At 48.9% G+C, this 14,206-nt stretch carries 13 protein-coding genes and 1 tRNA gene; 12 read left to right on the top strand and 2 right to left on the bottom strand.

The genetic code is table 11. The annotated features are described in order from the left end of the window. Positions 1-6: 6 nt before the first annotated feature. From AB4124_RS08810 to AB4124_RS08780, 7 genes are all read left to right on the top strand, one after another. Positions 7-768, top strand: a complete 762-nt coding sequence (locus AB4124_RS08810) for an SIMPL domain-containing protein (protein ID WP_076326185.1) — start codon at positions 7-9, stop codon at positions 766-768. A gap of 402 nt (positions 769-1,170) precedes the next feature. Beyond that, complete coding sequence (locus tag AB4124_RS08805; protein WP_441972411.1) at positions 1,171-2,142, top strand: ABC transporter ATP-binding protein; 972 nt, start codon at positions 1,171-1,173, stop codon at positions 2,140-2,142. Further along, positions 2,139-2,987 carry an ABC transporter permease gene (locus AB4124_RS08800; protein WP_430109927.1) on the top strand — a complete coding sequence of 283 codons (849 nt, stop codon included), beginning with the start codon at positions 2,139-2,141 and terminating at the stop codon, positions 2,985-2,987. The genes AB4124_RS08805 and AB4124_RS08800 overlap by 4 nt, the downstream gene beginning before the upstream one ends. Before the next feature lie 45 nt (positions 2,988-3,032). Beyond that, positions 3,033-3,794 carry an ABC transporter permease gene (locus AB4124_RS08795; protein ID WP_179090738.1) on the top strand — a complete coding sequence of 254 codons (762 nt, stop codon included), beginning with the start codon at positions 3,033-3,035 and terminating at the stop codon, positions 3,792-3,794. Between the two features lie 60 nt (positions 3,795-3,854). Continuing rightward, positions 3,855-4,907 carry an ABC transporter substrate-binding protein gene (locus AB4124_RS08790; protein ID WP_379414498.1) on the top strand — a complete coding sequence of 351 codons (1,053 nt, stop codon included), beginning with the start codon at positions 3,855-3,857 and terminating at the stop codon, positions 4,905-4,907. A gap of 230 nt (positions 4,908-5,137) precedes the next feature. Further along, positions 5,138-5,335, top strand: a complete 198-nt coding sequence (locus tag AB4124_RS08785; protein ID WP_441972409.1) for a hypothetical protein — start codon at positions 5,138-5,140, stop codon at positions 5,333-5,335. A gap of 195 nt (positions 5,336-5,530) precedes the next feature. Beyond that, complete coding sequence (locus AB4124_RS08780; protein WP_430109931.1) at positions 5,531-6,604, top strand: PdaC/SigV domain-containing protein; 1,074 nt, start codon at positions 5,531-5,533, stop codon at positions 6,602-6,604. 478 nt (positions 6,605-7,082) lie between these two features. On the opposite strand, the gene clpP is transcribed toward AB4124_RS08780, so the two are convergent. Next, positions 7,083-7,679, bottom strand: a complete 597-nt coding sequence (clpP, locus tag AB4124_RS08775; RefSeq protein WP_006207581.1) for an ATP-dependent Clp endopeptidase proteolytic subunit ClpP — start codon at positions 7,677-7,679, stop codon at positions 7,083-7,085. Positions 7,680-7,840: 161 nt separating this feature from the next. Then, a tRNA-Arg gene (locus AB4124_RS08770) sits at positions 7,841-7,915 on the bottom strand. Positions 7,916-8,285: 370 nt separating this feature from the next. On the opposite strand from AB4124_RS08770, the gene AB4124_RS08765 reads away from it, so the two are divergent. From AB4124_RS08765 to gpmI, 5 genes are all read left to right on the top strand, one after another. After that, on the top strand, positions 8,286-9,329 hold the full coding sequence (locus tag AB4124_RS08765) for a sugar-binding transcriptional regulator (RefSeq protein ID WP_076326191.1): 1,044 nt from the start codon (positions 8,286-8,288) through the stop codon (positions 9,327-9,329). A 99-nt stretch (positions 9,330-9,428) separates the two neighbouring features. Beyond that, positions 9,429-10,433, top strand: coding sequence for a type I glyceraldehyde-3-phosphate dehydrogenase (gene gap / locus AB4124_RS08760; RefSeq protein ID WP_076326192.1), 1,005 nt, complete (start codon positions 9,429-9,431; stop codon positions 10,431-10,433). Between the two features lie 194 nt (positions 10,434-10,627). Continuing rightward, on the top strand, positions 10,628-11,809 hold the full coding sequence (locus AB4124_RS08755) for a phosphoglycerate kinase (protein ID WP_430109934.1): 1,182 nt from the start codon (positions 10,628-10,630) through the stop codon (positions 11,807-11,809). 79 nt (positions 11,810-11,888) lie between these two features. Next, positions 11,889-12,641 carry a triose-phosphate isomerase gene (gene tpiA / locus AB4124_RS08750; protein ID WP_213646118.1) on the top strand — a complete coding sequence of 251 codons (753 nt, stop codon included), beginning with the start codon at positions 11,889-11,891 and terminating at the stop codon, positions 12,639-12,641. Beyond that, complete coding sequence (gpmI, locus tag AB4124_RS08745; RefSeq protein WP_076326195.1) at positions 12,642-14,186, top strand: 2,3-bisphosphoglycerate-independent phosphoglycerate mutase; 1,545 nt, start codon at positions 12,642-12,644, stop codon at positions 14,184-14,186. It abuts the gene before it with no gap. Positions 14,187-14,206: the final 20 nt, after the last annotated feature.

Genomic DNA, 14,206 nt, shown 5'->3' with positions numbered 1-14,206 from the left:
ACAACAATGAAAAGATGGGTCAAACAAGTAGGTTCCATCATGATTGCAGGTGCACTGTTGACTGGCAGTACGGCAGTAGTAGGATTGAGCGGGGCAACCGAGGTGCATGCGGCGGAGGCAGCACAGCAAAACCTTCTTACCGTACTCGGTAAAGGCGAGATCTCGGTGAAGCCAGATATCGTATATCTTTCCATTGGGGCTGAATCGTATGCGGAAACCGCAAAATCCGCACAGAAGAGCAATGCGCAGAAAATGGATAAGATTACGAAGATGCTGAAAGAAACATGGAAGATCGATGACAAGGATATCAAAACCGAACAGTTCTATGTACAGCCTAACTATACGTACTCTGATGATAATGGACGTAAAGTGAAGAATTACAGTGCTTATCATTCTCTGGAAGTCACTCTTCGCGACTTGAGCAAAGTCGGCGATCTGCTCGATGCAGCGTCTGATGCCGGCGCCAATTCCATTGGCAACGCCCGTTTCTCGGTCGAGAACCGTGATGCTTTTGAAGCCCAAGTGATAGATAAAGCCGTGGCAAATGCGGACCTGAAAGCCCAAGCGATGGCAAAAGCCTCCAAGCGTCAGCTGGGTATCGTGCTTAACATTGTGGAAGGTTCTGTGGGTATAGATAACATCTACGGCCTCGAAAAAATGGCGATGGAAGCACAGTCCGTTGCAGCGGACGCGGGTGCCAACACATCGGTGAAGCCGGGCGAGATCAAAATCTCGACGCAGCTGTACGTGCAATATGAGCTGAAATAGTAACTGTTTTCGACTCAGAATACTAAAAACCGTTCATCCGGGTCTTTATTGGTGGACGGTTTTTTGTGCATCCCTTTTCGAAAAATGAAATACCATTATCCGGTCCTGTATCCGTGCCTTCCCTAGATGAAATACACAGAAAAGTGTTGTGTATAGGGGGAAAACGAGGTATAGTGAATATGCGAAAAACTGAACTTTATTTAAACGTTAAAGCCATACCCATGGATATGGCTTTTTTTTCTTAGTAGAGATTTCTAGACGCTTCCACCCTTAAGAAACGGATTCTGCCAACCTGAGAACGATAGGCAGTATAACCGTTTCTTCTTAGTGGGGAACGTTTTTGTGCACACTGGTTAGCAGGAATGTACACATGGAATAGGTCACATTTTGAAGAAGGGGTTGATGCATGTGATTGAACTTGTCCAGATCGAGAAGCATTTTCAGGGACAAGCGGTCGTGCATCCGCTGTCGCTCTCCATTAAAGAGGGGGAATTCCTGACTTTGCTGGGCCCCAGCGGCTGCGGCAAAACGACGATTCTCCGAATGATAGCAGGATTCGAACAGCCGACCGAAGGACAGGTCTGGCTGGCGGGTCAGAATGTGACGGAAATGCCTGCGAACAAGCGGGACTTGAATCTGGTATTCCAACACTATGCTCTGTTTCCGCATATGACCGTAGAAGATAATATTGCTTTTGGGTTGAAAATGAAAAAAATGCCGCGTCAGCTCATCAAAGAGCGGGTGGACGAGGCCGTTGCCATGACACAGCTGACCGCCCTGCGGGAACGCTTTCCGCACCAACTGTCCGGCGGACAGCAGCAACGCGTGGCCATCGCCCGCGCCATCGCCAACAAGCCGAAGGTGCTGCTGCTGGATGAACCGCTGGGCGCATTGGATCTGCAGCTCCGCAAAAATCTGCAGTCCGAGCTCAAGCATTTGCAGCGGACGCTCGGGATTACGTTTGTCTATGTAACGCACGACCAAGAGGAAGCCATGATGCTCTCGGACCGGATCGTTATCATGAACCACGGACGGGTAGAACAAATCGGTACGCCGCGCGAGATCTATGCGAAACCGCAAACGCTGTTTGCTGCCACGTTTGTAGGGGAGAATAACGTCTTTTCCTCGCCCGAAGGTCTTTTTGCAGTGCGGCCGGAGAAACTCATTCCGCAGCGGGATTCGGGTGCCAGGAAGAACGGCGTGATTGAGGATGTACAGTACCTCGGCAGTGTTCATAAGCTTCTGGTCCAATTGGATGAAGAACCGATGAAGGTCACGATTGCCCTGGATATCTCGGATGACCATCCTTGGGAGGTTGGTGAACGGGTTGGGGTGAACTGGAACACCAAGGATGAGGTGATCATCGGGCCATGAGGAAATCAAGGTTCCTGTTGACTCCGGTGCTGCTGTGGTTATTCCTGTTCCTGATCGTTCCGATGCTAATTGTGGTCGGCATCTCCCTGCTCTCGCGGGATTCGCTGGGGAATATCGTTTTTTCCTTCAGTCTCGAAGGCTATAAAACCTTTTTTGATCCATTATATTTGGGAATTTACTGGGATACCCTGGTATTGTCGCTGCTGACTACGGTGATTTGCTTGTTAGTCAGCTATCCTTTGGCCTATTATATAGCCAACGCTTCCCCGCGTATCCAAACCTGGGGATTAATTCTGATCACCGTCCCGTTCTGGATTAACTTTCTGATCCGCACTTATGCCTGGGTTCTGCTGCTACGAACGCAAGGCGTGGTGAACAGCTTGCTGCTGTGGATGGGTTGGATCGATGAGCCGATTCAGATGCTGTATACGTATGGCGCCGTACTTCTCGGCATGGTCTATAATTTCATTCCCTTCATGGTGCTGCCGATTTACGTGGCCCTGGAGCAGATGGATAAGCGTCTGATAGATGCGGCCAGCGATCTGGGCGCTTCTAGATGGAAGGCATTCCGCCACATTACCTTGCCGCAGAGCAAATCCGGTATCATGACGGGAGCGGTTTTGGTCTATGTCTCGACTTCCGGGATGTTTGTAGTTACGGATATTTTGGGAGGCGCGAAGTCCTCCATGATCAGTAATATTATTCAGCAGCAGTTCCTGGGTGCGCGCAACTGGCCCTTTGGAGCGGCGTTGTCGGTGATCTTTGTGATCACGTCCCTGGTGCTGATCCTGCTCTTTAACCGGGCGATGCAAGCCCGCCATCAACGCGTAGGGGAGGGGAGATAAGTGAAGAAGAAGAATCACCCGCTGCTCGGGATTCACTCTTTCCTTATGATGGCTTTCATCTATGTACCGATCATCATGATCATCATCTATTCCTTTAACAACACGCGGCTTAGCGGCAACTGGGAAGGATTTACGTTAGATTGGTATGTGTCGCTATTCGAGAACCGGCACGTGATGGAAGCGCTGATGAACAGTTTGACGGTGGCGGTCATATCGACGATCGTTTCCACCCTGCTTGGAACCGCGGCGGCGCTCTCGCTTCGGAGTATGGGGCGCAGAGGTCGCAGCGGCATGAATGGGCTGCTGTATCTGCCCGTCATTATCCCGGATATTATTATGGGGCTGTCGCTGCTGGTGCTGTTCAGTCAACTGAACATGCCGCTTGGCAAGACGACGGTGATCATCGCACATATAACGTTCAGCCTATCGTATGTGTATGTCGTGGTGACGGCCAGACTGTCGGGCATGGGCAAACAGCTGGATGAGGCGGCCCAGGATTTGGGGGCTACGCCTTGGCAGACGTTCCGGCATGTTACATTGCCGCAGATTGCTCCGGGCATTATCTCCGGCGCCTTGATTGCTTTTACGCTGTCATTGGATGATTTTATGGTCAGTTTTTTTGTCGCCGGCCCAAGCTCAACGACGCTGCCGATCTATATTTACGCTCAGGTGAAGCGCGGCATCTCGCCAGAGATTAACGCGCTGTGTACGCTGCTCATTCTAGTCAGCATCACGCTGATTCTGTTAGCCCAATATATTCTTAACCGCGGCAATGGGCAAAAGAAACATAAAACATTACCGATCTAAGCTGAGATGAACGCTTTTTTCGAAATAAAACATGCAAGTGGAAAGAGAGGAGATATTGAATTGAAAAAATCAAGATGGACCCGCCTGCTGACGGCAGGCATGGTTGCGGTTTTGTCTGTGGGACTCTTGGCCGGTTGCGGCTCGGATAAGGAGACGCTTCACATTTACAGCTGGGCGGATAACTTTGATCCTGAGGTGCTGAAGGACTTCGAAGCGAAGTTCGACGTGAAGGTAACCTACGACAATTACGCAAACAATGAAGACCTGCTGGCTAAGATCAAGGCTGGCGGCAGTGGATATGACCTCATTCAGCCGTCCGATTATATGGTGAAAACGATGATTGAATCGGAGCTGCTTGAGCCGCTTGATATGAATAATATCCCGAACTTCGTCAATCTTACGGATACTTTCAAAGACCCTTCCTATGACCCGGGCAATAAATATTCGATCGTCTACACGTCCGGTGTAACGGGAATTGCATATAACAAGAAGTATGTGAAGGATGAGATCAACAGCTGGGAAGACCTCTGGAACCCGGAATACAAGGGCAAAGTTCTGCTTCTGGATGACAACCGTGAAATGATCGGCATGGCGCTGAAGAAGCAAGGGAAATCCAACAGCAGCACGGATGAAGCGGAAATCACCGCAGCTACGGATGACCTGAAGACCCTGCTGCCGAATGTGCTTGCGTTTGATACGGATAACATTAAGCAGAAGATGATCCAAGAAGAAGGCTGGATTGCTACGGTCTGGTCCGGAGATGCGGCCTTCATTGCAGCGGAGAATCCGGATGTGGCGTATGTCGTGCCAGAAGAAGGGGCTACCATCTTCTCTGATAACTACGCGATTCCTAAGGGAGCCAAGAATAAAGAGCTGGCCGAGAAATTCATTAACTTCATGATGGAGCCTGAGGTCAGCGCCAAAAACTATGAATTCATCGGATACAGCAATCCGAACACCAAAGCGATGGAATTCCATAGCGAGGAATACCGCGCCAATACGATGATCAACCTGACAGATGAAGAGCTGGGCCGTACCGAATGGCTCGATAATGTCGGTGACTCGCTCTCGATCTATGATCGTTTATGGACTGAGCTGAAGAGCGGTCGTTAATTATAACAAGCATTTTCATATTTTTGTAATAAAAAAGTCTGTCCCCTTGGGGCAGGCTCTTTTTTTTGTTAGCAAAGAATAGGTCCTAAGGCCTGGAATAGGAAAAAATGTCCGATTTATGCGAATCGAACCACAACTTCGGGGCCCGTTTCGTTGTTATATATAAGGGAGGACGCAAATGATTTAAACCAGGTTTCTATGCGTTTAAATCAGGAAAAGGAGAAATCGGCTTGAGCGATGTGATGGGCTTGCTGGTTCTTGCAGGAATCGTAGCGGGCGTTGCAGCGGTGTTGTTTCTGAACTTCTTCAGGAAAAGCGCTCTGCATCTGGTGTTATTGAGTATTCACAGTGCGCTTGTCGGTATCGGATTATTTCTATTAAGTTATGCACTCCGGTGCAGCGAAATCTTGTTGTTTTTGGGTGCATGAGCTCTCTTTTTTGGTGTGTTTCTAAGCTTATAAGCATTCATGCGGAAAGATTAGAAGAACGTGTAGGTCCTACGGCCTGGAATCAAAATTGTCACTGGCGTTGTTACCAATACATTGAAAGCTTTCCTTATAATGATTAAGGGTAATAGATTAACAACTAACGGAAACTTAATTTAACAAAGGTGGAGTTCTGATATGAATCCTAAATTACGTGTATGTGCATCATTAATTGCAACTAGCGTCCTGCTTGGCGGTCTGGGTTTGAGCGGACAGGTCATCGATGCAAGCGCCGCTAAGGCACCCGTTTCCGCCAGCCAAAAATCGTCGAAGAATGAAGTCGTACTGAAATGGAATGGCAAGACCCTGTCACAGAAAGGTCTCGTGCTGCATGGGGTAACTTATGTGCCGGCAACCGCTTTGCGGGACGGCCTGGGAATGCCTCTTAAATATGATGCAAAAAACCGTACGTATACACTGGGTAACGGCTATAACAAACTGAGTGCTATCGTATATGATTCAACTGAAATCGGTATTCTGGTGAATGGTTCGTATGCCGGCGAGCCTGGCGGACAGATCATCAATGGTCGTCTGTATGTGCCATTCAAAGCGATCAGCGAATACATGGGTGTTCAGGGACAATGGAATCCTTCTTTGAAAACACTCAGCATGACACCAAAGAAACAGAATGACATTACCATTAAATCGGTTGCGCTGAAGAAGAAGGTTCAGGGTATGGATGCTGTTGTGAACTATCCTGTAATCAGTGGACTCGATAATGCAGAGGTCCAAGCCGAAATCAACAAAGTGCTGAAAGAAAATGCATCCGGCGTAATCAGCGGTGCCGAAGGGAATGCTGAGGAATTCCCGCCGTCGGAATCCAGTATCCCTTACGAATTCAGCGGGGACTTCGTGGTTCATTACAACCAGAACGATATCCTGAGCATTACGGCGTACAATTATTCTTACACCGGTGGTGCCCATGGCATGACCTTCCGCAAAAGCTTCACCTTCTCCTTGAAGGATGGCAAGCAAATGAAGCTGGGCGATTTCATCAACATGCAGGGCAAGAATAAACAGAAGCTGAACAACCTTGTGCTGAACACGATGAAAAAAGAAGGGGGCTACCTCGGCGGATTTGAGGGCGTGCCTGCGGATGCTGATTTTTATGTGAAGGATAATGCTGCGGTGCTGTACTTCCAGCTTTATGAGTACACCGCGTATGCCTATGGATTCCCGGAATTTGAGCTGAACCTGAAAGAGTGGAAGTAAGAATACGGTAAGCGGTTTGTGTAAACTGCAATCATTTATTTTCATACTATAGCTTGTCTAGAAACATGATGTTGTCCTGATGTAACGCTGTGCTGGAACGAGTTGCGAAAAATCCCCTGATCACGTGAGCGTGGAGTGTATACTCCCGCTTCCTGCGGTCAGGGGATTTATTGTTTTATCCCGAGGCTTGCCTTTTCCCCTCCTTTCAAGGTAAGGCAGGCCTTTTAGGAGGGGCGCCTTACCGTCTTTAGGTTTTATTGAAAAAGTTGTCCCCTCCAGTGAGAGTATCCCCGGAGGAGCAACGCGTTCGCCTTTGAAATCGGGAAACAACCTATCCATTCATTCCAGTTTCCTGATTTGAACAGCGACCGAAGGGGATACTCTCACTCTCCCGAATTGAAGTTTTCAATAAATCCCCTTCAGAGAATAAGAAAGGGCAGGCACCAGATAACGGCGCCTGCCCTTTACTTCATTTCTTTTATAAGCCTTGCGGCGGTGTATTCTCTAATACTTGATCGATCAGGCCATATTCTTTGGCTTCGTCGGCCGTCATGAAGTAGTCGCGATCGGTATCCTTCTCGATGCGCTCCAGCGGTTGGCCAGTGCGATCAGACAGGATGCGGTTCAGCTTGTCACGCATTTTGAGAATGCGGCGAGCACGGATCTCAATATCCGTTGCTTGACCTTGTGCGCCGCCGAGCGGCTGGTGAATCATAATCTCGCTGTTAGGCAGACCGTAACGTTTGCCTTTAGCGCCTGCGTTGAGCAGGAATGCACCCATAGAAGCAGCCATGCCGACACAGATCGTCGAAACGTCCGGCTTAATGAACTGCATCGTATCGAATATCGCCATACCTGCGGTAATGGAACCGCCAGGACTGTTGATGTAAAGATGAATATCCTTCTCAGGATCCTCAGCCGACAAGAACAGCATTTGGGCAATGATGGAATTGGCGACCACGTCATTTACGTCGGAGCCGAGGAAGATAATGCGGTCTTTCAGCAATCTGGAATAGATGTCGTACGCCCGCTCACCGCGGTTGCTTTGTTCAACGACCATAGGTATAAAACTCACGTGGAAAACCTCCTCTTAAGTACCTCATATAAATACTGTTACCGTATTACCCACATGATAAACAATTTAAATCAAAAAGTCAAAGATAGTCAAACTATTGGGTAAAAAAAAGAGCCGTCATGGGCACTTTAGGGTAATCAGTATAGAGAATAAAGATAAAATGGCGCGCCCGCGAGGAATCGAACCTCGATCTCAGGCTCCGGAGGCCTACGTCATATCCATTGGACCACGGGCGCATAAGAAAAATGTCTATCGACGTACATTCAAAGAAGACAGACCGCGTTTAGCGGTAGTTTTTCTTGCGATATCAGGAAGCTGACTCCGCGAAGTTTATACTTTCTGATATCTAAAAAATTAGCAACGAAGTTGATTATACCGCATCTATTACAAAAATACAATAGCAGACAAAACTTTGTTCCTATTATATAGACAAGCCTGTAGTTGGTCATAATGAATAAGAATGCTTGGGGTAGAGAAATATACTTTCGGACACTTGCAACCGGCATGATTATTGGTTAGAATAAGGGTGGGACTTAAAAAGTTCGACTGGGACATTTTACGACCAGGTAGAGGAGAGCCGAGACGAAGTTTGCAGGAGTGGAATGCATGCGTAACCTATTAGAAATACAAGAGCAGCTTCTGCCGGATCTGATGGATATTCTTAAACGAAGGTATTCCATCCTTCATCAGATCAAGCTGTCCGGAATTGTTGGCCGAAGAACATTGGCTTCATCACTCTCGATGACCGAGCGTGTCCTCAGAGCAGAGACTGATCTTCTGAAAGCGCAAGGGCTAATCGAGATTGAAACGCTTGGCATGCGAATCAGCAGCTCAGGGATATGCTTGCTGGAGGAACTCGAACCGGTTATGAATGAGTTATTCGGACTGGTTGAACTGGAAGAGAAGATTCGTCAGGCTTATGGGCTTCGTAAAGTGGTCATTATTCCCGGTGACAGTGAGTTATCTCCGGAAGTCAAACGCGAGCTTGGCCGTGCCGGAGCAAGAACGCTGCTAAGCTTTGTAAAGGATGGAGATACGATCGCCGTAACAGGCGGCTCCACGCTCGCCGAAGTAGCAGAGCAGATGTCCTCTTTACCTGGTGGCGAACCGCTGACAAGCACTTGGTTTGTGCCTGCCCGGGGCGGTCTCGGGGAGAGTGTCGAGATTCAAGCGAACACCATTGCCTCCAAGATGGCAAAGCGCGTGGGGGCTGAGTACCGATTACTTCATGTACCGGATCTGCTAAGCGAAGATGCCTACCAGTCTTTGGTACAGGATCAGCATATCCAGGAAATTGTGGATGTGATCAGGCGCTGCCGAGTCATTATTCACGGCATCGGAGATGCCATGGAAATGGCAAGAAGGCGGAAGCTGGATGAAAACTCTATTCAGAACTTGCAGGCAGATGGCGCGATTGCGGAATCCTTTGGCTACTACTTTAGTGAAGATGGTGAAGTTGTCCACAAAATGCTTACCCTTGGGCTTCGGCTTGAGGATATTATGCAGACAGAGACGATCATCGGCATTGCTGGAGGGCAAGGCAAGGGCAAGGCGATTCACGCGGTGCTAAAATTCGGACATGAGGATATTCTCGTCACCGATGAAGCAGCTGCACTGGAAGTCGAGAAGGAGATTGACGCCGGTATTTGAATCCACGGGCGTACAACTGATTTTTCATTATTGTTGTCTTGATTGGCTTAACGGCCAATCTTGAATATATAAATTTTACAAATATGGAGGGAACTACTCATGGTTAAAGTAGGTATTAACGGTTTTGGACGTATTGGACGTAACGTGTTCCGCGCTGCGCTGAACAACAGCGAAGTTGAAATCGTGGCAATCAACGATTTGACGGACGTAAAAACGCTGGCACACCTTTTGAAATATGACACAACTCACGGAAGACTTAATGCAACAGTTGAAGCTAAAGAAGGCGCACTCGTTGTAAACGGCCGTGAAGTGAAAGTATTCGCTGAGCGTAACCCAGAAGCATTGCCTTGGGCTGAGTATGGCGTTGAAATCGTTGTAGAATCCACTGGTATTTTCACAGCGAAAGACAAAGCTTCCGCTCACTTGAAAGGCGGCGCTAAGAAAGTTATCATCTCCGCTCCAGCTACTGACGAAGATATCACCATCGTTATGGGCGTTAACGAAGACAAATACGATGCTGCTAGCCACACCATCATTTCCAATGCTTCTTGCACGACAAACTGCTTGGCTCCTTTTGCAAAAGTTCTTGACGAGAACTTTGGTATCGTTAAAGGATTGATGACTACAATTCACTCCTACACAAATGACCAGCAAGTGCTTGATCTGCCGCACAAAGATCTGCGTCGTGCTCGTGCAGCCGCTGAAAACATCATTCCATCCACAACAGGTGCTGCTAAAGCGGTTAGCCTCGTTCTGCCACAATTGAAAGGCAAATTGAACGGTAACTCTATGCGTGTACCTACGAAGAACGTTTCTGTAACGGACCTCGTAGTTGAGCTGTCCAAAAACGTAACACTTGAAGATGTAAACGGAGCTCTGAAAGCAGCTGCTGAAGGCCCGCTCAAAGGCATCTTGAACTACTCCGAAGAGCCGCTTGTATCCAGCGACTACAATGGCGACCCAGCTTCTTCCACTATCGATTCGCTCTCCACTATGGTAGTTGGCGACAACATGGTGAAAGTTGTTTCTTGGTATGACAACGAGTGGGGCTACTCCAACCGTGTCGTTGACCTCGCTGCTTACATCGCAAGCAAAGGTCTGTAATTGATCTAGCCATACAATCGAAGAGGAGTTCCGTTTCACGGGTCTCCTCTTTGGTTCATGGTTTTTCCTTGTTTTCATGCCAGAGCACTGGGAAGAATAGACAAGATCCGGGCGCTGGTTAGCGATAGAGAGAGAAACGAGAGCAACTGCATGCTGTCGGTGAGGAGAATAGTTTTCTTAGGAGGAACGTGGAGATGAACAAGAAAAGTGTACGTGATGTAGAAGTAAGTGGCAAACGGGTGTTTGTCCGCGTCGATTTCAATGTACCGCTCGAAGATGGTAAAATTACAGACGACACTCGTATTCGCGAGACTTTGCCGACCATTAAATATTTGGTAGAGCAAGGAGCGAAAGTCATCCTGGCCAGCCACATGGGCCGTCCAAAAGGAGAGGTCGTTGAATCTTTGCGCCTGACTCCGGCAAGTCAGCGTCTGTCCGAGCTGCTCGGTAAACCGGTAGCCAAGGCGGATGAAGCGGTAGGAGAAGCGGTTAAAGCGCAGGTAGAGAAGCTGCAAAACGGCGATGTGCTCGTGCTTGAAAATGTTCGTTTTTACCCTGGTGAAGAGAAGAATGATCCAGAACTTGCGAAGCAATTCGCTGAGCTTGCTGATCTGTTCGTGAATGACGCGTTTGGTGCTGCTCACCGTGCGCACGCTTCGACAGAAGGTATCGCTCATCATCTTCCGGCAGTATCAGGATTGTTGATGGAGAAAGAGCTGTCCGTTCTCGGTAAAGCCCTTTCGAATCCGGACCGTCCTTTTACCGCCATCATCGGTGGATCGAAGGTTAAGGACAAAATCGACGTGATCGACAACCTGCTTACGCTTGCTGACAATGTCATCATCGGCGGTGGACTTGCTTACACGTTCTTCAAAGCTCAAGGCCATGAAATCGGTCAATCTCTGCTTGATAAAGATAAGCTTGATGTTGCACTTGGTTTCATCGAGAAAGCTAAAGAGCTGGGCAAAAACTTCTACCTGCCGGAAGATATCGTCGTTACGGACGAGTTCAGTGCAGATGCGAATACTAAGATCGTTGATATCGACGGCATTCCTGCCGATTGGGAAGGCGTTGACATCGGTCCTAAGACTCGCGCCAAGTATGCAGAAGTGATCAAGAACTCCAAACTTGTCGTGTGGAACGGTCCTATGGGCGTATTCGAAATCGCTCCGTTCAGCAACGGTACTCGTGAAGTGGCACAAGCCTGTGCGGATACGGAAGCTTACACGATTATCGGCGGCGGCGACTCGGCTGCAGCTGCGGAGAAATTCGGCCTTGCCGACAAGATGAATCACATCTCGACAGGCGGCGGTGCATCTCTTGAGTTCATGGAAGGCAAAGCACTTCCTGGTGTTGTGGCATTGAACGATAAATAGAATTAGGCACTACATTGGATAGCAAGTGGATGAAGAAGTTTGGACCCCGATTCTTCGGGGGAATAAAGGAGTGAATCGTGTGAGAACACCTATCATAGCTGGTAACTGGAAAATGTTCAAAACTGTTCCGGAAGCAACTTCATTTATTGAAGATGTGAAAGGCAAAGCGGAAGTAGAAGGCGTGGAAAGCGTGATCTGCGCGCCATTTACCAATCTTCCTGCATTGGTTGAAGCAGCAAAGGGCACGAACATAAAAATCGGTGCACAAAACCTTCATTTTGAAGATAATGGCGCCTTTACTGGTGAAATCAGCGGTTTGATGCTGAAAGATCTGGGCGTGGACTATGTCATTATTGGACATTCCGAGCGTCGTCAGTACTTTGCTGAAACGGATGAGATCGTGAACAAAAAGGTACATGCGGCATTCCGTCATGGTCTTCTTCCGATCGTATGCGTTGGCGAAAAGCTGGAAGAACGCGAAGCTGGCCAAACCAAAGACGTGTGCAAGGTACAAACAGAAGCTGCGTTCGCAGGTGTTCCGGCTGATCAAGCGATTCATGTTGTTATTGCTTATGAGCCAATCTGGGCGATCGGAACGGGCAAATCCTCTACGGCAGAGGACGCAAACGAAGTTATCGCATACATCCGTGAACTCGTTAAAGGGCTGTATGGCGAAACCGTTGCAGACCAAGTTCGCATTCAATACGGCGGTAGCGTGAAGCCTGAAAATGTAGCGGAGTATATGGGACAAAGTGACATCGACGGCGCGCTCGTTGGTGGTGCAAGTCTACAACCGGCTTCCTACATCGCACTCGTTGAGGGGGCGAAGTAAATGTCTGCTCCAAAACCTGTAGCTCTGATCATCATGGACGGTTTCGGTCTTCGGAACACCGAGGTGGGCAATGCGGTCGCACAAGCGAACAAGCCTAACTACGACCGGTATTTGAAGCAGTACCCGAACACCACGTTGACCGCTTGCGGCGAAGCCGTAGGCTTGCCGGAAGGTCAAATGGGGAACTCCGAAGTGGGTCACTTGAACATCGGCGCAGGCCGGATTGTGTATCAGGACTTGACCCGTATCACGAAGTCGATTCGTGAAGGAGAGTTCTTCGAGAACGAAACGTTGGTGGAAGCCGTTCGCGCTGCCAAGAACAACAACAAGAAGCTGCATCTGTACGGACTGGTATCCGACGGCGGCGTTCACAGTCATATTGAGCATATGTTCGCCATGCTGGATCTTTGCAAAAAGGAAGATTTCCATGACGTATACATCCATGGCTTCATGGATGGACGCGACGTGGCACCGGACAGCGGCAAGCAGTTCGTTAAGGATCTGATTGCGAAGATTGAAGAAGTGGGCGTTGGCCAAATCGCTACGCTTTCCGGTCGTTATTATGCGATGGACCGCGACAAGCGTTGGGATCGTGTCGAGAAGGCTTACCGTGCCATGGTGTATGGCGAAGGACCTAAATATACGGATCCGCTGAAAGCCATCAATGAATCTTACGAGAAATCGGTTTACGATGAATTCGTAGAACCGACCGTTATTGTGAATGGTGAAGGCGAGCCGGTTAGTCTGGTGGAGAGCGGAGATTCCGTCATCTTCCTGAACTACCGTCCTGACCGTGCGATTCAGCTGTCCCAGGTGTTTACGAATAATGATTTCCGTGGCTTTGAACGTGGACCGAAGTTCCCGCAAAACTTGCATTTTGTCTGCTTGACGCTGTTCAGCGAGACGGTGGAAGGCTTCGTCGCCTACAAACCGAAGAATCTGGACAACACGCTGGGCGAAGTGCTGGTTCAGCACAACAAGAAGCAGCTTCGTATTGCGGAAACCGAAAAGTATCCGCACGTCACGTTCTTCTTCAGCGGTGGACGCGATGTTGAGCTTCCAGGCGAAACACGCGTACTGATCAACTCGCCGAAAGTGGCGACGTACGATCTGAAACCGGAGATGAGCGCCTATGAAGTGGCGGATGCTTGTGTGAGAGAAATCGAAGCGGATAAGCATGACGCGATCATCTTGAATTTCGCGAACCCGGACATGGTAGGCCATTCCGGTATGCTGGAGCCGACGATTAAAGCCGTTGAGACGACGGATGAGTGTGTCGGCAAGGTTGTAGAGGCTGTTTTGGCAAAAGGCGGGGTTGTTCTGATTACCGCTGACCACGGAAATGCGGACATGGTATTTGATGAGAATGGACGTCCATTCACCGCACATACCACGAACCCGGTTCCGTTCATCGTAACGGATGAGAATGTAACGCTGCGCGAAGGCGGTATTCTCGCTGACATCGCGCCAACGATTCTCGATCTGATGGGACTGCCGAAGCCGGACGAAATGACCGGAACCTCCATGATTGCAGCACGTAAATAAGTAGTTCATAATGGAACATA

The sequence above is a fragment of the Paenibacillus sp. 2KB_20 genome, from assembly GCF_052115765.1.
Taxonomy (GTDB): Bacteria; Bacillota; Bacilli; order Paenibacillales; family Paenibacillaceae; genus Paenibacillus_AQ.
This window is presented reverse-complemented; position numbering and strand designations above follow the sequence as displayed.

What these genes read in the sequence shown, in the direction of transcription:
- AB4124_RS08755 (WP_430109934.1), top strand. Translation starts at nt 10,628, where the DNA reads ATGAACAAGAAAAGTGTACGTGATGTAGAAGTAAGTGGCAAACGGGTG.
- gpmI (WP_076326195.1), top strand. Translation starts at nt 12,642, where the DNA reads ATGTCTGCTCCAAAACCTGTAGCTCTGATCATCATGGACGGTTTCGGT.
- AB4124_RS08795 (WP_179090738.1), top strand. Translation starts at nt 3,033, where the DNA reads ATGATGGCTTTCATCTATGTACCGATCATCATGATCATCATCTATTCC.
- AB4124_RS08805 (WP_441972411.1), top strand. Translation starts at nt 1,171, where the DNA reads ATGCATGTGATTGAACTTGTCCAGATCGAGAAGCATTTTCAGGGACAA.
- AB4124_RS08780 (WP_430109931.1), top strand. Translation starts at nt 5,531, where the DNA reads ATGAATCCTAAATTACGTGTATGTGCATCATTAATTGCAACTAGCGTC.
- AB4124_RS08765 (WP_076326191.1), top strand. Translation starts at nt 8,286, where the DNA reads ATGCGTAACCTATTAGAAATACAAGAGCAGCTTCTGCCGGATCTGATG.
- AB4124_RS08800 (WP_430109927.1), top strand. Translation starts at nt 2,139, where the DNA reads ATGAGGAAATCAAGGTTCCTGTTGACTCCGGTGCTGCTGTGGTTATTC.
- gap (WP_076326192.1), top strand. Translation starts at nt 9,429, where the DNA reads ATGGTTAAAGTAGGTATTAACGGTTTTGGACGTATTGGACGTAACGTG.
- AB4124_RS08810 (WP_076326185.1), top strand. Translation starts at nt 7, where the DNA reads ATGAAAAGATGGGTCAAACAAGTAGGTTCCATCATGATTGCAGGTGCA.